Raw genomic sequence first — 21,017 nt, forward strand, 5'->3', positions numbered from 1 at the left:
CTCCCGCAAATCGGACCATTCTGAGCTGGAATTTTCCATTCAGCCGGGAGCAGGAGAGTTCCATGAAGACGTCGAAGTTCACCGAAGGGCAGATCGCCTTTGTGCTCAAGCAGGCAGAGGATGGCACGCCGGTTGCCGAGGTGTGCCGCAAGGTCGGCATTGCCGAAGCCACGTTCTACAACTGGCGCCAGCGCTATGCGGACCTGATGCCCTCTGGGGTAAAGCGGCTGCGCCAGCTCGAGGAAGAGGACGCCAAGCTCAAGCGCATTGTCGCGGACCTTTCGCTGAACAAGGCCATGCTGCAGGATTTGCTGTCAAAAAAGCTCTGAGGCCTGCTGCGGGTCGACAGGTCGCTTTACCACTACAAGGGCAAGCGCGGCGAGCAGGCCGACCTGAAGCTTCTTATCAAGCAGATCTGCGAGACCCGCGTCCGCTATAGCTATCGGCGGGTGCATGTGCTGCTGCGACGGGAGGGCTGGGAGGTGAACCCCCAAGAGAATCTATCGCCTCTACAAGGAGATGGGCCTGCAGCTGCGGGACAAGGTGCCGAAGCGACGGGTCGAAGCGAAGCTCCGCAACGATCGGACAACGGCGGCGATGACCAATCAGGTCTGGGCCATGGACTTGGTGCCCGACCAGTTGGCGACGGGGCGGAAGCTGCGCATCCTGACGATCGTGGACACCTTCTCGCGGTTCTCGCCCGCGGTTGATCCTCGGTTCAGCTACGGTGGGGAGGACGTGGTTCTGCCTCTGGAAAGGGTCTGTCGCCAGGTCGGCTATCCCCAATCGATCCGTGTCGATCAAGGCTCCGAGTTCATCTCGCGCGGCCTCGACCTATGGGCGTACCAGAAGGGTGTTGTGCTCGACTTCAGCCGACCGGGAAAGCCTACGGACAATGCCTTCATCGAGTTGTTCTACGGCAAGTTCCGGGCCGAGTGCCTGAACACCCACTGGTTCCTCAGCCTTGACGGCGCCAAGGCGAAGATGGAGGAATGGCGCAGGCACTACAACGAGGCCCCCCACACAGCGCCATCGGGACCAACGCCCAATGTCGCCGCTGAACGTTTAGGTACAATACGGCCACCCCTGAGCATCAACGGCCGGAAAATCTCAAAAATCGGGGGGCGCGTCGCCAACAGCCCGACTCTACATCACGCTGGATAGAAATTGGGGGCAACGTCACTCACATCCATGAAGATCATATCTTTTCTTATCGTACTCTTCCCTCTGACGGCATGTGCACCTCAATGTAACGAGCGTTGCTCACGCGTTGCTAAGCCCGATGGCAGGTCAAAATGCCTCTAACCGCAAAAGTATGGCTTACTTGCGCCTTCGCATTCTCGGCAACAGGAATCGCTGAAGCTGTGGAGGTCATTGATATCGCTTCGGCATCCGGGCTGACGTTCAGCAGAGAGGCGATTACCGGGTATTTCGCCGTGCGTGACAGTGACGGCCCACTTGCCATCGATGTCGATACCCGCACGAATTTCTACCCCCAAGGAGCCTTCGAGTTTCAGGGCACCGCTTACTTATTGGTGTACAACACCGCGGAGAACGTTCCGTCTGGCAGGCGTTTGTCGCGCGGCGCCGAGGGTAACGATCTCTACGCTGTGAAGGTGCTCGACGGTGCCATTTCGTTCGAGAAAGTAGCATCCCTGCCTGTTGGGATAGACATTCGTCTAGAGACGAGCATGGTCGGCGAAAAGCTCCTTGCTTGCGCGACAACGGCCTGTCTTAAGCTTGAAAAGGACTGGCTGGGAGACATTCGTTTTGAGCCCTACTCTGTACCGCCCGGCCACGAGTTGGTTGAAATGGCTGGCGAGTTCCAACTCATCCAAAAAGTCTACAATGACCAATTCGACGAAATGCCTGAGCCGGAAGATGCTATATTCTCTGTGTGCAAGGCTGAGCGCGCAATCGAAGAATGTTCGCTGGTACCTGCTGATCAAATTCCCTATGACCTGAACGACGACGGAAGCTACTCGGTCGCCTCAGATTTTGAAGAGCTACTTCGATACGACTATGATCGACTGGGGATCGCCAACTTTGGTCAGTCCAATTTAGAAGCCCGTATCGCATGGTCCAGCGTGTACTATCTGGCAGGTATGGCAGCGCTTCATCGCATGTCCATTTCTGATGACTTCAAGAGCGAGGTCAAAAATCGGCTGACACGAGAAATCCAGGCGCTCGCTGAGCTGGCAGCAACGGCTTATCCTGGAATCGCGTCGCGCCGGTATTCACTGGATCGCGAACCAATCACCTTCCTTTTGCATGTGGCGCGAACGGTGAAGGCCTTAGAGGCTGCCCGCGATGTTGTGGGCGATGAATTGGTGGACCGGGCGATAGTCCCGCTGCTGGCAGAGTTGCGGGCGCCCAGTACGACGGTCGAGATGGTTGCCGCATCGCCTAGAGCCGAACTGCAATATCGCCGTTACATGCCGTTTTGGGCAGACGGGTCCAACGTTCCCTGGAACTACCAGAACGGCTGGATAGAGGCTGTAGCTCTCACGGGTACGCCGAGAGCCCTTCGCCAACCAATTCAGCAGATGCTCACCACATTCATCAATGAAGAGCGCCTGTATTCTCGTCCAGATAAGTGGTCCTATGCCGGCGGGACGTTCAACACTGGTTGGACAGATGATGTGTCCTCCAACACGCCTTCCTATGATGGACAGGCTGCGCTGAACATAATGGCCCATATCTCCTATCGGTCTATGGACGCCCTTGCAGTGCTTGCAGCAGAAAAGAATGGCATCGAGACCATGCCCCAATTCCAGGACTACGCGGCAAATCTTGTGTCTCGTGGCTTGTTGTATCCATTCGTCAACGAACAAATCACCCCGCCGGCGCCGATCCCATTGCACGTCGCCAGGCACTACGCGCGTTCCTGGCTACCCTGGCAGTTTCAGAACCAAGTTTGGGCATTCGACGCCATGGCGGGCGGCGCTGCCAGAGCCGTTTCGGAATAATTAAGCTGTGCGGTTGTCTGTTGATCGTAGGGTGAGCTTCGCGCTAATCCTCAGCTCTCGATGGACATCGCCGCAAAGATGCGCCACCAGGCACCCTTGTGGCTCCACCGGCTGAACCGGCGGAAGACACTGTATCGGGCAGATCCGCTAGGGCGACCCCGTGCGCACGATCCAAAGCAACGCTTCCACAAACGTTGTCGCGGCCCGACGAACCCCGCGTTCGCTGGTCGCCGATGATGTGGGCCGACATCCCCTCCCACTGGTCGCCACGAATCAGACGGTCGAGAACACCCATGGCTGTCTCCAAGAAACAGCCTTGAATCTGATTTGCTCAACCATGGGAAGACCAAGAGTCCAAACCACCTAGTCGACCGGGCAGAACATAATGAATATCGGCAGTTTCCACTGCCGTGGCTAGGAGTTCTCTGCGGCCGTCACAGCCTCATCCCTGCAATCTCCCCGGGCCGACGAGACAACTCCAATGCCGCTAGAGAAAATACGTTCAGGGTGATATGGACCCTGCCAAAGTGCTACGGGAAGAGAAGCACACCTGCGGCCATATTCCAGGATGATTGATGTCAACCACCACCTCAAACTCCGAATTGATCCGGCGCTTTGAAGATAAGTCTGCCACCATTGGGATCGTCGGCCTTGGCTATGTTGGCCTACCACTCGTCCTGCGCTACGCTGAAGTCGGTTATAAGGTCATTGGTTTCGATATTGACCCCGATAAGGTTCGAACGCTGACTTCAGGGGAAAGCTACATAAGACACATTTCCTCCGAACGGCTGGCTGATGCGAAAAGGTCCGGCTTCCTGGCCACAACCGACTTCAGCAAAGCGAGTGAGGTCGACGCACTAATCTTGTGTGTTCCGACCCCTCTTGACCACCATCGTGAACCGGACTTGAGCTTTGTGGTTGATACAGTGGATTCTCTGGTACCGTATCTGCGTGCAGATCAGGTCATTTCCCTGGAAAGCACGACCTACCCCGGAACCACTGAAGAAGAGCTTCTGCCTCGCATCGAGTCTCGTGGCTTCAAGGTCGGAAAGGACTATTTCCTAGTTTACTCGCCGGAGCGTGAGGATCCCGGCAACGTGAAATTTACGACCAATACGATTCCCAAGGTTTGTGGCGGCCACACGCAGGCTTGCCTCGAGGTCGGCCTGGCGCTTTATGGTCAAGTGATAGACCGGCTGGTCCCCGTCACGTCCACTCAGGCAGCTGAAATGACCAAGTTGCTTGAAAATATCCACCGTGCCGTGAACATCGGTCTCGTAAACGAGATGAAGATCGTGGCCGATCGAATGGGGATCGACATTCACGAAGTGATCCGGGCTGCCGCAACCAAGCCTTTCGGTTTCGTGCCGTACTATCCTGGGCCCGGTCTCGGCGGGCACTGCATCCCGATCGATCCCTTCTATCTTACATGGAAAGCCCGAGAATATGGGGTGGCGACGCGTTTCATAGAGCTGGCCGGCGAAGTGAATTCGAGCATGCCAGACTATGTCGTCTCGAAGGTTACGGACGCGCTCAATCGCCAGCGCAAGTCGGTCAATGGCTCGTCGATCCTTATTCTAGGCATCGCCTACAAGAAGAATGTCGACGACATGCGGGAGTCCCCATCCGTTATCCTGATGGAGAAACTGCAGGCTTTAGGCGCCGATATTTCCTACAACGACCCGTATGTCCGAGTATTCCCCAAGCTTCGTGGCCACGCGCATTTTGACTTGTCGAGCGTCGAGCTTTCTGGCGAATCTCTCAAGGGCTACGATTGCGTTTTGCTGGCTACCGACCACGACGAGTACGACTATTCTCTCATCCTCAAAAACGCCCAACTGATTGTAGACACACGCGGCCGCTACCTAGAGCCTGCAAGCAATGTCGTAAAGTCCTGACCATGCGCCACTTCCCTGCCCCAATTGTTGATCGCAACGTCCGCATCGCGCTTGTCGGTGCCGGCCGCATCGCTCAGAATCACATCGCCGCGATCGCGCAGCACGGAAACCGGGCGGAACTGGTCGACGTGTGCGACATCAACCCCGATGCTCTCGCCAAGGCCATCGAAGCTACCGGCGCCCGAGGACATGCCAACCTCAGCGACATGCTAAAAACTACCACGGCAGACGCTGTCGTGCTGACGACTCCCAGCGGCCTGCACAGCGCACAAGCCCAGCAGGTCGCTGCTGCGGGTCTCAGTGTCATCACTGAGAAGCCGATGTCGACGCGTTGGCGGGATGGGCTCGAAATGGTCAAGGCGTGCGACGACGCCAATGTCCGGCTTTTCGTTGTCAAGCAGAACCGACGCAATGCTACATTGCAACTGCTCAAGAATGCGGTTTCGCAGCGGCGGTTTGGCCGCATCTACATGGTTAATATTAACGTCTTCTGGACACGCCCGCAGGACTACTACGATGCGGCCGACTGGCGCGGCACTTGGGAATTCGACGGCGGGGCCTTCATGAATCAGGCCAGCCACTATGTCGATCTGCTCGATTGGCTTGTGGGGCCAATCGAAAGCCTGCACGCCTACACGGGGACGCTTGCGCGCAATATCGAAGTGGAAGACACAGGCGTCGTCAGCATCAAATGGCGCTCGGGGGCTATGGGATCCATGAACGTGACCATGCTGACCTATCCGAAAAACTTAGAAGGCAGCATCACCATAATCGGTGAAAAGGGCACAGTTCGCGTGGGTGGTGTCGCGGTGAACGAAATCCAGCATTGGGAATTCGCCGAACCCCATGAAGACGACGCCAAGGTGGAGCATGCCAGCTACGAGACCACGTCGGTCTATGGTTTCGGTCATCCGCTCTACTACGACAACGTCATCAAGGTGCTCCGTGGCGAGGCAGAACCCGAAACCGATGGGCGCGAGGGCCTCAAGAGCCTTGAGACCTTGATCGCAATCTACATGTCTGGCCGTGATGGCCGCCGGGTCAACTTGCCGCTGGATTACTGATGTTCACGATCCATCCCACCGCCATTGTCGATGACGGCGCCCAGATCGGCGAAGGCTCGCGCATCTGGCATTGGGTCCATGTGTCGGGTGGCGCCAGCATCGGTCGCGACTGCTCGCTGGGTCAGAACGTCTATGTCGGCAACGATGTCGTCATTGGAAACAACGTCAAGATACAGAACAATGTGTCGGTTTATGACGCCGTACGGCTCGAGGACGATGTATTCTGCGGGCCCAGCATGGTGTTCACCAATGTCTACAATCCTCGCTCAGCGGTGAACAGGAAGGCCGAATATCGGCCGACCCTAGTTCGTCGGGGCGCAACCCTGGGCGCCAATTGCACCGTCGTTTGCGGTGTTACCATCGGCGAGCACGCCTTTGTCGGCGCGGGCGCGGTCATCAACAAGGACGTACCGGACTATGCCCTCATGGTCGGTGTTCCTGCAAGGCGCATCGGCTGGATGTCAGAAAACGGAACGCGGCTCAAAGGGCTTGGTCGTGTGTCGGACACTGCCGGGGGCACATACGAAATCACCGAAGAAACTTGCAGGCGACTATGATAGAGACGATTCCCTTCATCGACCTCAAGACCCAGTACGCCGAACTCAAGCAGTCGATCGACGCGCGCATTCAGGCGGTACTTGACCATGGCCAGTACATTCTGGGCCCGGAAGTTGCAGAAATGGAGCAGAAGCTCGCCACCTATGTCGGCGTGCGCCACTGCATCAGCGTCTCCTCGGGTACCGAAGCGTTGCTGATTGCGCTGATGGCACTTGGCGTGGGTCCCGGAGACGAAGTCATCACCACGCCCTTTACCTTCGCTGCCACGGTGGAGGTGATCGTCCTTGTCGGGGCGATACCGGTTTTCGTCGATATCGAGCCGGATACCTACAATATCGATCCGGCCCTCGTCGAAGAGGCCATCACCTCGAAGACGAAGGCAATCATCCCGGTATCCCTGTACGGCCAGACCGCCGACATGATGTCGCTGCAGACCATCGCCGCCCGGCATGGCCTGCCGATCGTGGAAGACGCTGCCCAGAGCTTGGGGGCAACCCATCACGGGCGCCGTTCGTCCGGCCTGTCTGCATTCGGATGTGTGAGTTTCTTTCCATCCAAGCCGCTGGGCTGCTACGGCGACGGGGGCGCTCTTTTGACGGACGACGACAATCTTGCAAAGATTGCGCGGGAAATCAGGGTGCATGGCCAGGAGCGCCGCTACGTCCATAGCCGCATCGGCGTCGGCGGACGGATGGATACTATACAGTGCGCTATCGTCCTCGCAAAGCTAGAACGGTTCGAATGGGAGATCGAGCGGCGCATCGCCCTGGGGCAGACCTACCTCGCTCGACTGCGTGGAAGCAACGCGGTTGGCCTGCCTGTCGTTCGACCGGAGAACACATCCGTTTGGGCGCAGTTCACAGTTCGGGTGGCGGACCGCTCGGCGGTCACCGAATCGCTCAAGAATGCTGGGGTGCCGACTGCCGTCCACTATCCCGTGCCGATGCACAAGCAGCCTGCCTATGCCGGCCTATGTCGGGTCCACGGCTCCTTGAAGAACACGGAAGAAGCTTCAGAAACCGTCATGAGCCTGCCCTTCCATCCCTATCTCAGCGACGAGATAGTCGAGAAGGTCGTCGATGCTCTGGTTGCCGCAGTCGATCGATAAACTAAGCAGATCGAAGGCACCAGCTATAGCTGCGCCAGCGAGAGCAACCTCTAGACGGTAAACATCCAGGCCCGAAGGGAACAATTGCTGTGCAAGCCCTGAAGTCCATTGCGGCCCGGATCAAACGCGACGATTTCGCCAACGGCGCAGCTATTCTCATGGCCGGGACGACAATATCCCAAGCTATTGTCGTGCTATGCAGTCCGATCTTGACACGCTTGTATTCGCCTGAAAATTTCGGGCTGTTGGCGATCTTTGTTTCGGCATGCTCAATATTGGGAGTCATGGCGACAGGACGGTACGAACTGGCCGTCCTGGTTCCCAAAGACGACCGCGACGGCTACGCCCTTGTGGTTCTCTCCTGCCTGTTAAGCGTCATATTCTCGACGCTATCGCTGGTCGCACTCTTGTTCGCCGGTGTGCCGCTGGAGTATCTTTGGCTCCCCGGCGCGATCTTTTTGTCAACTACGATCAACTCGCTCAGTCAGTGGCGCAATCGTCAAGGCGAATTCCGCAATATTGCCACGTTTCGGTTGCTGGCAAGCAGCACTAATGCTGCGGTCAGCATAGCAGCTGGTTTTGCATTTGCTGAACAAGCTTGGGGTCTCATTGTCGGCTTACTGTTTAGCTACGTTGTCAGTCTGACGTTCCTCGTACAGCGCCTCCCCGACATTCGAGCACTGCCGCTGCGGGCAGTAGCTCTCAGATACTCCAGGTTCCCGAAGTACCTAGTCGGAGCACACCTTATGAACGTGGGCTCGCAGCAGTTGCCACTGCTGCTGCTTGGCCCATTATTCGGGCTCACCGTTGCAGGCCTTTTCATGCTTACCTATAGAGCCATTAGCTTGCCTTTGCAGATCGTCGCCAGTGCGATTGGCGAAGTGTTCCGCAGCAGGGCGAGCAGAGAATTGCGGGAACTTGGCGAATGCAGAGCCACATATGTTTCCACTTTTGTCTGGCTTTTCGCTCTGTCCATGCCGACATTCGGCTTGTTCTTTTTGCTCTCCCCGGCCTTGTTTTCATCGATATTCGGAGACGAATGGAGGTCCTCGGGAGAGATTGCGAGAATATTGACGCCAATGTTTGCAATTCAGTTTGTGGCTTCTCCCTTAAGCAACATGTTCATCATCGCTGAACAGCAACGCCTGGATCTGTTTTGGCAAATCGGAATGTTCACTTCGGTGTCTCTGTCGTTCGCAATCGGGTTTGTGGCGGACGATTATATGCTAGCACTGATCCTCTATAGTGCTGGATACACGATAATGCAGGCCATCAGCCTTTGGCTCACCTATAAATTCTCCAGCGGCTGGCGGGTACAAAATGCAAGTTCGTGATTTCATTCCTTCCGGGTGCGCGCCACTCGCCCCCGTGTCGTGGTGTCGGCCATGAGATGCCTGCATATCGCAACACTTCATCCGCGGCACGATTCACGTATCCTGACAAAGGAATGCGTCAGTCTTGCGAGGGCCGGGCATGACGTCACCCTCTTGGTCGGGGACGGGGTCGGCGAAGAGCAGCTTGGCAACGTCAAAATCTTGGACATGGGCCTTCCGCGCGGGAAGCTAGCAAGCCGGGTAGTGCCGATGTGGCGGGCTATGCGGCACGTGCGCAGAACAACCCCGGACATCGTGCATTTCCACGACCCGATGTTCCTGCCTTTTGCGATCATGCTGGCGATAATGCGGGTGCGGGTGATCTACGACGTCCATGAGGATTATCCTCGGCAGGTCATGACTTGGCGGTTCGGCTGGCCGATCCGATACACGGCGAGCGTCGTCTATGGGCTGCTCGAATGGCTGGGTGGCTTCGCCTTTAGCAAGATCGTTGCCGTCACTCCGACCATCGCCGACAGGTTCCCGCCTGCCAAGACCATTCTGGTGCGAAATTTCCCGCTTCTGGACGAACTGCACGCGCCGGATCCAACGCCAATGGCGGAGCGTCCGGAGGAGTTCACCTATGTGGGCTCAATTACAGAAGAACGGAACATTTTTGGCATGATCGAAGCAGTGGCCCGCGTTCCGGGACGCCGCGCTAGGTTGCGCCTGGCGGGAGATTTCTCCTCTGCCGAAATTAAGGAGCAGGCCCAAAAAATGCCTGAATGGGCCAGCGTGACCTTTGAGGGTTGGGCCTCGCGCGCCCAGGTGGCAGCGATACTAGCGGACGGGCGCGCAGGCCTAGTGGTGCTCAAGCCGGTTCCGCACGAAATGGTTACCCTGCCCATCAAGCTTTTCGAATACATGGCCGCGGGCATGCCGGTCATCGCGTCCGACTTCCCCCTGTGGCGGGACATTGTCGAGGAAGCACAGTGCGGGGTGCTGGTGGACCCGACCCGGGTCGATGACCTGGTGCGGGCTATGCAGTCGGTCCTTGAAGATCCAGCAGAGGCGCAGGCGATGGGTGCGCGAGGGCGCAGGGCAGTTGTAGACAAGTACAATTGGGATTTCGAGGCAGTCAGACTGATCGATTGCTACCGCACCATCGGATCCGCCTCCCGATCCGCCTGAAATGCGACCACTAATATCTAGCGCGCCCGGTAAACTCATGTCCTACAAATCTCTCTTAGGATCGCAACAGACCGACACGCACACCCTAGCGGCACCATCATGATCATTCATTTTACCACCGTGCATCCGCGCGACGACTCGCGCATTCGATCCAAGCAGGTCGACACCCTGGCCAGGACTTTGTCCGAAGAGGTCGCCCTTTATGTACAGGACGGCCTTGGGGACGAAATAGACAGCAAGTCAGGTTACCGGATCGTCGACACCGGGCCTAAGCTCAGTCGTATACCGCGTCTCACCAAGGGGGGATGGCGTATGATGTCGGCGATCAGGCGTGCCAAGCCTACGGTCGCCCATTTCCACGACCCCGAACTGTTGCCTTGGGCGCTGCTTCTGCGATTGTGGGGCATCAAGGTCGTCTACGACGTTCACGAGGACGTGCCCCAGCAGGTGTCCCGCAATCCAGTTCTCCCCGGATGGGCGAAGGCGGTGCTGCCGCCTTTCGTCACACTGGTGGAATGGATCGGCGCCCGGCTCATCAACGGCATAGTCGCGACATCGCCGACCATTGCGAACCGGTTTCCGGCACACAAGACAGTGCTTGTACGCAACTTTCCACTGCTCGACGAACTGCACGCGCCGGCGCCTACGCCGATGGCGGAACGCGCGCCGGAATTCACCTATATCGGTTCGATCTCGGAAGACCGAAACATCTACCGCATGATGGAAGCGGTGGCGCTGGTTCCCGGCGGTCAGACCAGGCTACGACTAGCTGGTGGCTTCGCCTCGGCCGAGACCCAGCGCCGGGCGGAGCAGATGCCCGAATGGTCCAGCGTCAGGTTCGAGGGATGGGTGTCTCGTGAAGGCGTCGCAAATATCCTCGCGGACGGGCGAGCAGGGCTTGTGGTGCTCAAGCCAGTGCCTCACGAGATGCTGACCTTGCCCATCAAGCTCTTCGAGTATATGGCGGCGGGTATGCCGGTGATTTCCTCCGATTTTCCGATGTGGCGCGAGATCGTCGACGAAGCCCAGTGCGGATTGCTGATCGACCCGCTGCGGTCCGAAGAACTTGTGCGGGCCATGCAGGCGATCCTCGACGATCCAGCTGAAGCTCAGGCCATGGGCGTACGGGGGCGAAAGGCAGTCGTCGAAAAGTACAACTGGGATCGCGAAGCGCAGACCTTGCTGAAACTCTATCAGGAGCGTCTGGGAGTTGCTATACGGTCGAATTCGTCGGAATCGGCAGCAATTTCTCCGTAAGCGGGCGCTGAAATTTTCTGGTCAGAGGTTCAGCCAATTCGGCATTGCGACAGACATAGAAGCAAAGAAGTAAACTATCCATGTGCGGCATTTTTGGCATCATTTCATCGTCGGCGTTCCCAAAGACCGACTTGCTGGCACTGGCCACTTTTGCCCAGCAGCGCGGCCGCGACTCAAGCGGGCTGATGATTTTCCAGAATGGTAGCTACCATATTCGGCGCGCGGACTATCCGATCGTCAAGCTGCTGCCGGAAGCGAAGATAGACAGCCCGTCCCTAGTGATTGGACACAGTCGCCTGATCACTAATGGCCTCAATGACAATCAGCCCGTTCTTCGCGAAGGGATCTGCGTTCTGCATAACGGCATTATAGTGAACCACGGGGAAATTTGGGACAAGATCGGCAAGACCCCCACGCTGCAGATCGACACCGAGGTGATCCCGGCCATTGCCGCGGCGACGCTGGAATCGGGCGGCAGCGTGATGGACATTCCCGCGCGCGTTCTCGAACTGTGCCGGGGCGTGGTGGCCTGCGCGATGGTGATCCCGCATCTGGGCAAGCTCATCCTCTTTTCCAACAATGGCAGCTTGTATGTCGCCTCCAAGAATGGCGCGACCTATTTCTCCTCGGAAAGCTATCCTCTGCAAATGATAGATGCCGGCGAAATCCGACAGATCAAAGACGACATTGTCGTTCTGGACGTGGCTGTCTCGGACGCTGAGATTGCAGTAGCTGACAAGGTCGAGCGCAGGATCGACCTCATCCCCGCCTTCACGCATTCGGCTGCCGAAGAAAGCATGCTGGTTTATCCCAAGCACGATCTTCGCCGCTGCACGAAGTGCATTCTCCCGGAGACGATGCCCTTTATCGCCTTCGACGAAGACGGCGTCTGCAACTATTGCAAGAACTACAAATCACGGAACAAGGCCAAGCCGCGCGAGGAGATCTTCGCGCTTGTCGAACCCTTCCGCCGCAAGTCGGGCAATGATTGCATCGTTCCCTTCTCGGGAGGGCGCGACAGTTGCTATGGCCTGCACCTGATCGTCAAGGAACTGGGCATGAGTCCGGTGACCTACACATATGACTGGGGCATGGTGACGGACCTCGGGCGGCGCAACATCAGCCGCATGTCTGCAGAACTCGGCGTAGAAAACATCATTGTAGCGGCCGACATCACCAAAAAACGCGACAACATCAAGAAGAACTTGAAGGCCTGGTTGAAGTCGCCGCATCTGGGGATGATCAGCATTCTAACTGCTGGTGACAAGCACTTCTTCCGCTATGTCGAGACCATCAAGAAACAGACCGGCATCAGCCTGAACCTTTGGGGGATCAACCCGCTCGAGGTGACGCATTTCAAGGCCGGCTTTCTCGGTGTTCCGCCGGATTTTGCCGAAGAACGCGTCTATCAGAGCGGCGCAATGAAGCAGATCCGCTATCAGACCCTGCGGCTTGGCGCGATGCTGCAGAGCCCGGGATATTTCAACAGTTCGCTGTGGGACACGCTTTCGGGCGAATACTACCGGAGCTTCTCCAAGAAGTCGGACTATTTTCACGTATTCGACTACTGGACCTGGGAAGAGCACACCGTCGACGAGTGCCTGAAGCAATATGACTGGGAACTGGCGCCGGATACGAACACGACTTGGCGGATCGGCGACGGCACAGCGGCCTTCTACAATTATATTTACTACACCGTTGCCGGCTTTACCGAACACGACACGTTTCGCTCCAACCAGATACGCGAAGGACAGCTGACCCGCGAGGAAGCCATTTTGCTCGTGGAGGACGAGAACCGTCCGCGGTATACGAACATCAGGTGGTATCTGGATGCTGTCGGGCTGGACTTCTCGGAAACCATTCGAGTCGTAAACGATATTCCGCGTCTGCACTGACACCGTTTTGGCCTGCGTGTGGTACATATCCAAGTATTTGTCCTTCCCCAGGCAGGGTCGGGTCGGTTTGCGCGGATTCATGCTGCTGCGCGAAATGGTGAGGCAAGGCCATGAGTGCCTGGCCATCACTTCGGATTCCAACCACCTGATTGAGCCACCGGTTTTTTCGGGGGACACTCTGGACGAGACGATGGAGGGGGTGAATATCAGGTGGATCAAGACCCGCGATTATCTCGGCGCTAAGTCGCTGGGACGCATACTTAGCTGGTTCGATTTCGAGTGGCGGTTCTGGCGCATGCGCAAGGAGAGTCTCGCGACGCCGGACGCGGTTATCGTATCCAGCCTGTCGCTGCTGACAATCTTCAATGGCCTGCTGCTCCGCAGACGGTACAAATGCCGACTGATTTTCGAGGTGCGCGACATTTGGCCACTCACCATCGTGGCAGAGGGCGGCTTCAGCCCCTTCAACCCCTTCGTGATAGCTCTCGGCATGGTCGAAAAGCTGGCCTATCGGACCAGCGACGCCATTGTCGGGACTATGCCCAACCTTAGTCAACATGTCGAAGAAGTGTCCGGTTCGCGCAAGCCCGTCTTTTGCATACCAATGGGCATCGATCCGGCGGCATTGGCGGAGCCCCGGCCATTGCCAGACGATTACGTCGCCGAAAACATCCCGCAGGGCAAGTTTACCGTCTGCCATGCAGGGACGATCGGCATAACGAACGCGCTCGATACGCTTTTCGAGTGTGCCGCAGCCATGCAGGATAGGCCCGATATCCATTTTCTCGTCGTTGGCGACGGAGACCTCAAGGAGCATTTCCGCGCCCGCTATGGCCACCTGCCCAATGTTGGGTTTGCCCCTGCCGTACCCAAGGACATGGTCCAGTCCGTATTGCAGCGCTGCGATCTCGCCTATTTCTCCACCCATCCTTCCGCAGTTTGGAAGTTCGGTCAGTCATTGAACAAGGTTGTGGACTACATGCTTGCCGGCAAGCCGGTGGTCGCGTCCTACTCCGGCTATCCTTCGATGATCGATGAAGCGGGCAGCGGCGTGTTCGTCCCCGCCGGCGACGTCGCCGCACTGAGGGCGGAGATCGAGCGCATGGCGGCGCTGCCGCACGAACAGCGAACAGCCATGGGCGAGGCCGGGCGACGCTGGATCGTCGAGAATCGCTCCTATGCCACGCTTGCGGCGGACTATCTCGCCATTGCGATGGGCCATGCGCGCAGGCGGAACGCATGAACAAGCGCTTCCTGGACATGGTGCTTTCGGGCCTGTCGCTGGTCCTGCTCTCCCCGATCTTGCTGGTGCTCGCGATCATGATCAGGATCAAGCTGGGGTCACCGGTGCTGTTCGCCCAAACGCGGCCGGGACTGCACGGCAAACCGTTCCGTATGTTCAAGTTCCGGACGATGACCGATGCGCGCGATCCGGCGGGAAACCTGTTGCCCGATGCGGACAGGCTGCCTCGGTTCGGCAGGGTTCTGCGCTCGACCAGCCTCGATGAGCTTCCGGAATTGTGGAACGTCCTCATGGGCGAGATGAGCCTCGTCGGCCCTCGGCCCTTGCTGATGGAATACCTGCCGCTATATTCGGCTCGCCAGGCCCGACGGCACAATGTTCGTCCAGGCATAACCGGCTGGGCCCAAGTTAATGGACGAAACGCCATCAGCTGGCGCGAGAAGTTCGAGCTCGACGTCTGGTATGTTGAGAACCAGTCGCTCGCCCTCGACGCAAAGATCATTTTTCTGACACTTGCCAAGGTGATCCGGCGCGACGGGGTGACGGCAGACAATTTGGCGACGGTCAAGCGATTTGAAGGTAACCCATGAAGCATCTGGCCATTCTCGGGGCGGGCGGCCATGGCCGGGTCGTGGCGGAGAGCGCCGCGGCCACAGGTTGGCGCATCAGTTTCTTCGATGATGCGCGGACCGGCCGGGTCGATGGGCACCTTGTCGCGGGCTCGGCATCCGACCTCAAGGGCGCCGCGACCGGCTATGACGGCATCTTGGTGGCGATCGGCACCAACCGGACGCGCCTCAACTGGATCAAATGTTTGCGCTCGTCAGGAGCGACCATTGTCACGGTCATCGATCCTTCCAGCAAGGTGAGCGCCTCGGCGGTTGTCGGCGCGGGGACATACTTAGCCAGCGGCAGCATGGTGGGCACAGGCGCCCGCCTCGGGGAAGGCTGTATTGTCAACACCGCGGCGACCGTCGATCATGACTGCGACCTGGCCGACGGCGTTCACCTCTCGCCCGGAGTGCATCTGTCCGGCAACGTCACAATCGGGGAGGCCAGCTGGCTTGGAACGGGCTGCTCAGTGCGCAATGACATTGTCATAGGCCGTGACGTCGTGGCAGGCGTGGGCAGCGCCATAGTGAGCGATGTCGCAAATGACCAGACGGTCGTTGGTGTACCGGCCCGGCCAATGGGGAGACTATAGTGCTCAGTACCCCCTTCTCTCCTTGGCCGAGTTATACGCCCGAGGAGATTAACGCAGTTTCCGAGGTTCTGGCCTCGAACCGCGTCAACTACTGGACCGGCGATGTCTGCCGGCGTTTCGAACGGGCTTTCGCCGACTATGTCGGCTCACGCCATGCCGTTGCTCTGGCCAATGGCACGCTGGCGCTGGATGTGGCGCTTAAGGCGCTCGGCATAGGGCCAGGCGATGAAGTCGTCGTCACGCCGCGTACCTTCATGGCCTCGGCCTCAACGGTCGTCACGGCAGGGGCCAGTCCCGTATTCTGTGACGTGGATCGCGACACCCAGAATATCACGGCAGAAACCATCGCGCGGGTCCTGTCGCCTCGCACCAGGGCGATCATTCCCGTGCACCTGGCCGGCATGCCGTGCGACATGGACCCGATTATGAGCTTGGCCCGTGAGCATGGCTTGGCCGTGATCGAAGACTGTGCCCAAGCTCATGGAGCAACCTACAAGGGCCGCAGCGTCGGCACGATCGGGCATGTCGGCGCGTGGTCATTCTGCCAGGACAAGATCATGACCACCGGCGGCGAAGGAGGGATGGTCACCACCGACGACGAAAAGCTCTGGTCGGCGATGTGGTCGTACAAGGACCATGGCAAGAGCTGGGAAGCGGTCCACGAACGTCGCCACCCGCCAGGTCCGCGTCTAGTGCATGACAGCTTCGGGACCAATTGGCGCATGCTCGAGATGCAGGCCGCGATTGGTCTGGTCCAACTCGAGCGCATGCCGGAATGGACGGCGAGACGGACACAGATCGCTGACAGCATCGGCCAGCGACTGCTTCGCTACCGCCTCATCCGGCTCCCCGAAGTGCCAAGGTTTGCGCGCCATGCTTACTACAGGCTCTATGCGTTCATCCGCCCCGAGCACCTTGCGGAGGGCTGGAGCCGGGACCGCGTAATCGATGAGATCGTCGCTCGGGGGGTGCCCTGCATGCACGGTTCGCAATCGGAGGTCTATCTTGAACGTGCCTTTGAGCAGACGCCCTGGCGCCCCACTGCGCGACTTCCGGTCGCGCGCGAACTGGGAGAGACCGGCATGGCCTTTTTTACCCATCCCACAATCACTGACGCTGAGATCGCCAAAACCTGCGACGTGATCGACGAAGTGATGTCCCTTGCCAGCGCTCCCCGCGGCTGCTAACCGGTCGCTGCAACCAGTTCGAAAAGGATGTGGCGCGCGCGCGCCTCGTCATTCGCTTCCAGCGCCGAACTCAGCGCCGCGAGCGAGGTGGAGATATCCACCGGCACTTCGCGCGAGGCTGCGCGCATGATCTTGGCGTGCTCGGTGACCTGTGCGGAACTCGCATCGTAGAAAAGTTCTTCATAGAGCTTCTCGCCTGGGCGCTTGCCCGTCACGACGATTTCAATGTCGCCGCCAGGATTGGCCTCACTGCGCACCGTCAACCCCGCGAGCCGGACCATGTTCTCCGCGAGTTCGGAGATGAGCATGGGCTCCCCCATGTCGAGCAGAAACACGTCGCCGCCGCGCGACAATGCGCCGGCCTGCACGATCAGTTCTGCGGCCTCCTCGATGGACATGAAGTAGCGCGTCATTGCCGCGTCCGTCAGTGTCACCGGGCCACCATTGGCTATTTGCTTCTTGAACAGCGGCACGACAGAACCGTTGGAGCCTAGGACGTTGCCAAACCGAACGGCACAGAACTGTTGTCCCGTGCCTCGCTCCCCGGCGCGAGCAGCCACATCGCCTACGATCAGTTCCGCCCAGCGCTTGGTGGCGCCCATCACGTTGGTCGGGCGAACGGCCTTGTCAGTCGAAATCAGCACAAAGTGTTCGACGCCTTGCGCGAACGCGGACTCGGCCACAGTGGCCGTGCCGAAAACATTGTTCTTTATGCCCTCAAGGGCATTAGCCTCGACTAGTGGCACGTGCTTGTGTGCGGCAGCGTGGAAAACAACCTGAACGTCGTTACGTCTAAGAGCCTCGTCTATCCGGGTTGGATCGGCTACCGAACCCAATACTGGGACCACGATGAGATCTGGAACCTCGGCCAACTGCTGCTCGATTTGATAGAGAGCGAATTCATTGGCTTCAAGAAGCACAAGTCGCTGGGGCTTCCATAGCGCGATCTTGCGACACAATTCTGAACCAATTGAGCCACCTGCACCGGTCACCATTATGGATCGTCCAACCACAAGCTGCCGAATTAGCGTCGGGTCGGGAGGCACGGACGATCGGCCCAGCAATTCGACGACGTCGATTTCCTTGATCTGACTGACTAGGTATTTCCCGGTCACAAGGTCAACGATGGAAGGCAAAGCGCGTATCTTGAGACCATAAGTCCCCACAGACGCGACGATCTCTTTGCGTCTTTGTGCAGTCAATGACGGGATGGAAAGAATGACATCGCTAACGCCATACTCACTCGCCAAGTCGCCTAATCGCTCAGGCGCGTACACTTTTATGCCACCAATTTCACGACGGTGCAGGAGGCGGTTGTCATCGAGAAATCCGGCAATTCGATGCGTGCTACGGAGCGACTGGGCCAGTTGCAGGCCTGCGTCGCCCGCGCCGTATATAACAACGGCCTTTTGCTCGACCAGCTTCTTATCAAAGTGAGGCAAGAAGGCCCATTTCGCAGCGAACCGGCTACCAGCGATAATGAAGGTACCTATTCCCAAGTAGATAATGGGAACAGAACGAGGGACCACTATATGGAAGGCGATCTGTGACAAAAAGATCAACACCACCCATACCATGACTGCCAGAAGCATCGCACGTAGAATGGTCCACATCGCGCGCTCAGGCAGGTAACGAACGATAGCGCGATAGAGCCCAAGTCGGATAAAAACTGGAATTGTAATCAACGGGGCAGATACAATAACCCATATTTGCCCTACGGTTCCAGGGAAATAGAATCCGTCATATCTGAGAGAAAAACCAGCCCATAGCGATAGGCACAGCGCAAAAAAATCGAAGACTACAAGTATTGCCTGCTTATAGCGGCGCGGCAGCGACAAAATTTGTGCGCGAGCGCGGTCTATCATTTTATATTTCCGTAGTCTTTGCAATCGTCCTCACGATCGCTGTGCTAGGCAACCGATGATCGGCGGCTCCGATTAGCATAGAAGAGTTCTCATGTCATGTCTGAGTGGAGCCCCTAGACGCGCGCAAAATTTGTAAGAAGCGGGTTCGCTCCGACACGTCCCAGCAGGGAACAGTGACTACGCCCAGACGTCGAGATCGAGATTTTCCACATAGCGCGCCACGACAATCGTCCATTCGTCGACCATCACCCTCCCATCCTCATGACCTGCAGAACACCGCGACCATTGAGCACCAATTGCTGTCCGGCACCCACGCGAAGCGAATGGCCGGAAACTTTGGTTGATCCTCCTGTCTGCAACTCCGCGCGTTTGGAGAGCTTCTTGAGCACCGGCCGATGGTGAGAGGATCGAGGTATCTCCATGATCGCCCGTCCGGGACTGGGATGATCGGGCGACCGGGCCATGAGGTCACCGAGTCTAGCCGAACCCGTCTCGTCGATCGCGGCAAGGATGGCGATCTGACTGTCGACACTAAGACGCGGATCGGCGACGAGCCCTTAGGGCCATGACCGACCGGGTGTGGAGGATATCGCTCGAAGCGATCTTGCGGGCGGGCGCATCAGCGCCCAAAATGGCATCAGCCATTGGGTGTCTCCTGTGTGAGCAGTGAGTACCCTTGGCTAGGCTGGCAAGGTGTTAGCGCACCTTGCAAGCCGCCTCTGGTGCGCCTGAACGAACCAGCGCTTCATAGGGAGACCCGGCCTCGGGGCCGGCCCGGAATTGGACCGACGCTGATCAGGAGAGCCAACGTTCTTCGTCCTATCAACGGCAATGCTTGTGCTTTGTTCTCAGGACTAAGGCGCCTCGAGGATGGTTCGGCGACTTGCCAGGGACCGGCCAGTGATTGCGCAATTCTAGCCCCTTGGACAGGCCGGGTTTCCCGCAAATGATCGATAACGCCGGTCCATAGCCTAGCTTCAGCTGTTAGGCACATGCTGACCGTTGAATTGCCTGGTCTCAAAGCCTTTCAGATCTGTGGCTGCGATCATGATCGCTCAGTATCTGGCGTACGAGCCGCCTTGCGTCTTCAAAGGTCGTCGAATGCCCCTATTTGCGCGACGAAAACTCGTTCGGCAAATTTCGCAAGCCGTTCGAGCCGATCAACCAGTTCCATGAGCTTGTGAGAGCGACGCCATGTGATGTCGAAAACCGGTCAGGCGGGATACAGGGACAACCCGTCGAATGTCTGAGGCACCAATAGCCTGAATTCCAGATTGGGCCCCTGTTTGCCGACCCCATCGGGGCCAGCAGCCTCTAACGGCTGCATCAACATGCCGGACGGAAGATTGCACCCGACCAATGCGCCAGACCGCCGACCGGCTGGTCGGACCGGTCCTGTTCGAGGCTCGGCAAAAACACCACCACCGCTCGTATCCGTCGTCCCCGTGAAAGCGGGAAGGAGTACAGAAAGCGGATTGAGAAATGGAACCCGGACCCGCGGTAACACGGTAACAGAGGTAACAGCTGCCGTGGCCGTGGCGTGGGCGGGTTACCAGGTTACCGCTGTTATCTCGGGTCCAGATCGATGATGTAGAATTTCTGCAGCTTACCGCCCGGCGGCCGTGCCGGCGCATGCCTTAGCATCCCGATGCGGATCAACTCGCCTTTCATGCAAAGGGCCGGGATCTGGCCACACAAGGCGCGCCATCCCTCGGGCAGAAGGTAGGCCACGTGCGGCCTGGCGCGGATATAACCCAACACGGTCCCCGGCCTCTCTCCGGCCTCCCAAGGCGTCAGCATGCCGATATTCAGCTCCAACCAGAACCGCGCCACTTCAACAGGAGAGACCGGCCGGTGCTGGACACGCGCCTTATGCCAGTCCCATGCGCAGACGGCCACGCCCGCCATGCCGCTGCCTTCCGACCACGGCAGCACCCCAAATCTGCTGGCCACCTCGCAGGCGGCGGCGAGCAATCCCAGGTTGGAAAAGACCCGGCGGGTGATGCCATCCGCATCGTCAGGGAGATGGTCCGCGATGAAGCGCTCACGATAGGTGGCCAGCAAGGCCCGGGACCGATCGGCGTCCTCGGCGAGAGCCGCAACAAAGGCCTGCTCGACTTCGCCCAGCGAGGCCTCCGCGGCGCGGTTGAGATAGTCGGACAGTTCCGCACCGCTGGCATGGCCATGCAATGTGTCGAACAATCCATGCCTCTTGCCGGCATCCGCGTTGAGATCGATCAGCCGCACCGCCTGTCCCTCGCGCAT

At 58.3% G+C, this 21,017-nt stretch carries 15 protein-coding genes and 2 pseudogenes; 14 read left to right on the plus strand and 3 right to left on the minus strand.

Features of this window, described 5'->3' with window-relative positions:
• The first annotated feature begins 62 nt into the window (after nt 1-62).
• Both IC608_RS11030 and IC608_RS11035 read left to right on the plus strand, forming a co-directional pair.
• Nucleotides 63-1,164 (plus strand): annotated as a pseudogene (locus tag IC608_RS11030) (IS3 family transposase).
• Nucleotides 1,165-1,295: 131 nt separating this feature from the next.
• Entirely contained in the window at nt 1,296-2,969 is a 1,674-nt protein-coding gene (locus tag IC608_RS11035; RefSeq protein ID WP_191775268.1) for a hypothetical protein, read from the plus strand.
• 62 nt (nt 2,970-3,031) lie between these two features.
• Here the strand turns inward: IC608_RS11035 and IC608_RS11040 are convergent.
• Nucleotides 3,032-3,264, minus strand: a pseudogene (locus tag IC608_RS11040) (transposase); the annotation flags it as partial.
• Nucleotides 3,265-3,544: 280 nt separating this feature from the next.
• Here IC608_RS11040 and IC608_RS11045 point away from each other — a divergent pair.
• From IC608_RS11045 to IC608_RS11100, 12 genes are all read left to right on the plus strand, one after another.
• Entirely contained in the window at nt 3,545-4,867 is a 1,323-nt protein-coding gene (locus IC608_RS11045) for a nucleotide sugar dehydrogenase (RefSeq protein WP_191775269.1), read from the plus strand.
• A 2-nt stretch (nt 4,868-4,869) separates the two neighbouring features.
• Nucleotides 4,870-5,931, plus strand: a complete 1,062-nt coding sequence (locus tag IC608_RS11050; RefSeq protein WP_191775270.1) for a Gfo/Idh/MocA family protein — start codon at nt 4,870-4,872, stop codon at nt 5,929-5,931.
• Nucleotides 5,931-6,488 (plus strand): acyltransferase, encoded by a 558-nt coding sequence (locus IC608_RS11055; protein WP_191775271.1) that lies wholly within the window; start codon nt 5,931-5,933, stop codon nt 6,486-6,488. Before IC608_RS11050 ends, IC608_RS11055 begins: the two co-directional genes overlap by 1 nt.
• A complete protein-coding gene (locus IC608_RS11060; protein ID WP_210316295.1) occupies nt 6,485-7,597 on the plus strand; it encodes a DegT/DnrJ/EryC1/StrS family aminotransferase in 1,113 nt (370 codons plus the stop codon). Before IC608_RS11055 ends, IC608_RS11060 begins: the two co-directional genes overlap by 4 nt.
• Before the next feature lie 89 nt (nt 7,598-7,686).
• Complete coding sequence (locus tag IC608_RS11065) at nt 7,687-8,931, plus strand: oligosaccharide flippase family protein (RefSeq protein WP_191775272.1); 1,245 nt, start codon at nt 7,687-7,689, stop codon at nt 8,929-8,931.
• A 51-nt stretch (nt 8,932-8,982) separates the two neighbouring features.
• Nucleotides 8,983-10,101, plus strand: coding sequence for a glycosyltransferase family 4 protein (locus tag IC608_RS11070; protein ID WP_191775273.1), 1,119 nt, complete (start codon nt 8,983-8,985; stop codon nt 10,099-10,101).
• Nucleotides 10,102-10,200: 99 nt separating this feature from the next.
• Entirely contained in the window at nt 10,201-11,358 is a 1,158-nt protein-coding gene (locus IC608_RS11075; protein ID WP_191775274.1) for a glycosyltransferase, read from the plus strand.
• Between the two features lie 80 nt (nt 11,359-11,438).
• Entirely contained in the window at nt 11,439-13,253 is a 1,815-nt protein-coding gene (locus IC608_RS11080) for a glucosamine 6-phosphate synthetase (protein WP_191775276.1), read from the plus strand.
• Between the two features lie 79 nt (nt 13,254-13,332).
• A complete protein-coding gene (locus tag IC608_RS11085; RefSeq protein ID WP_191775277.1) occupies nt 13,333-14,496 on the plus strand; it encodes a glycosyltransferase family 4 protein in 1,164 nt (387 codons plus the stop codon).
• Nucleotides 14,493-15,086, plus strand: coding sequence for a sugar transferase (locus tag IC608_RS11090; protein ID WP_191775279.1), 594 nt, complete (start codon nt 14,493-14,495; stop codon nt 15,084-15,086). The genes IC608_RS11085 and IC608_RS11090 overlap by 4 nt, the downstream gene beginning before the upstream one ends.
• Nucleotides 15,083-15,700, plus strand: a complete 618-nt coding sequence (locus IC608_RS11095) for an acetyltransferase (protein WP_191775281.1) — start codon at nt 15,083-15,085, stop codon at nt 15,698-15,700. Before IC608_RS11090 ends, IC608_RS11095 begins: the two co-directional genes overlap by 4 nt.
• Nucleotides 15,700-16,887, plus strand: a complete 1,188-nt coding sequence (locus IC608_RS11100) for a DegT/DnrJ/EryC1/StrS family aminotransferase (RefSeq protein WP_191775283.1) — start codon at nt 15,700-15,702, stop codon at nt 16,885-16,887. Before IC608_RS11095 ends, IC608_RS11100 begins: the two co-directional genes overlap by 1 nt.
• Here the strand turns inward: IC608_RS11100 and IC608_RS11105 are convergent.
• Nucleotides 16,884-18,752: a polysaccharide biosynthesis protein gene (locus IC608_RS11105; RefSeq protein WP_191775285.1), complete on the minus strand. Its 1,869-nt coding sequence runs from the start codon at nt 18,750-18,752 to the stop codon at nt 16,884-16,886. The genes IC608_RS11100 and IC608_RS11105 overlap by 4 nt on opposite strands.
• A 1,566-nt stretch (nt 18,753-20,318) precedes the next feature.
• Nucleotides 20,319-20,999 (minus strand): hypothetical protein, encoded by a 681-nt coding sequence (locus IC608_RS11110; RefSeq protein WP_191775288.1) that lies wholly within the window; start codon nt 20,997-20,999, stop codon nt 20,319-20,321.
• Between the last annotated feature and the right edge of the window lie 18 nt (nt 21,000-21,017).

It is taken from the genome of Devosia oryzisoli, from assembly GCF_014837245.1.
Classification (GTDB): domain Bacteria; phylum Pseudomonadota; class Alphaproteobacteria; order Rhizobiales; family Devosiaceae; genus Devosia; species Devosia oryzisoli.

What these genes read in the sequence shown, in the direction of transcription:
- IC608_RS11035 (WP_191775268.1), top strand. Translation starts at nt 1,296, where the DNA reads ATGCCTCTAACCGCAAAAGTATGGCTTACTTGCGCCTTCGCATTCTCG.
- IC608_RS11070 (WP_191775273.1), top strand. Translation starts at nt 8,983, where the DNA reads ATGAGATGCCTGCATATCGCAACACTTCATCCGCGGCACGATTCACGT.
- IC608_RS11075 (WP_191775274.1), top strand. Translation starts at nt 10,201, where the DNA reads ATGATCATTCATTTTACCACCGTGCATCCGCGCGACGACTCGCGCATT.
- IC608_RS11080 (WP_191775276.1), top strand. Translation starts at nt 11,439, where the DNA reads ATGTGCGGCATTTTTGGCATCATTTCATCGTCGGCGTTCCCAAAGACC.
- IC608_RS11055 (WP_191775271.1), top strand. Translation starts at nt 5,931, where the DNA reads ATGTTCACGATCCATCCCACCGCCATTGTCGATGACGGCGCCCAGATC.
- IC608_RS11095 (WP_191775281.1), top strand. Translation starts at nt 15,083, where the DNA reads ATGAAGCATCTGGCCATTCTCGGGGCGGGCGGCCATGGCCGGGTCGTG.
- IC608_RS11105 (WP_191775285.1), bottom strand. Translation starts at nt 18,752, where the DNA reads ATGATAGACCGCGCTCGCGCACAAATTTTGTCGCTGCCGCGCCGCTAT.
- IC608_RS11045 (WP_191775269.1), top strand. Translation starts at nt 3,545, where the DNA reads ATGTCAACCACCACCTCAAACTCCGAATTGATCCGGCGCTTTGAAGAT.
- IC608_RS11085 (WP_191775277.1), top strand. Translation starts at nt 13,333, where the DNA reads ATGCTGCTGCGCGAAATGGTGAGGCAAGGCCATGAGTGCCTGGCCATC.
- IC608_RS11090 (WP_191775279.1), top strand. Translation starts at nt 14,493, where the DNA reads ATGAACAAGCGCTTCCTGGACATGGTGCTTTCGGGCCTGTCGCTGGTC.
- IC608_RS11050 (WP_191775270.1), top strand. Translation starts at nt 4,870, where the DNA reads ATGCGCCACTTCCCTGCCCCAATTGTTGATCGCAACGTCCGCATCGCG.
- IC608_RS11060 (WP_210316295.1), top strand. Translation starts at nt 6,485, where the DNA reads ATGATAGAGACGATTCCCTTCATCGACCTCAAGACCCAGTACGCCGAA.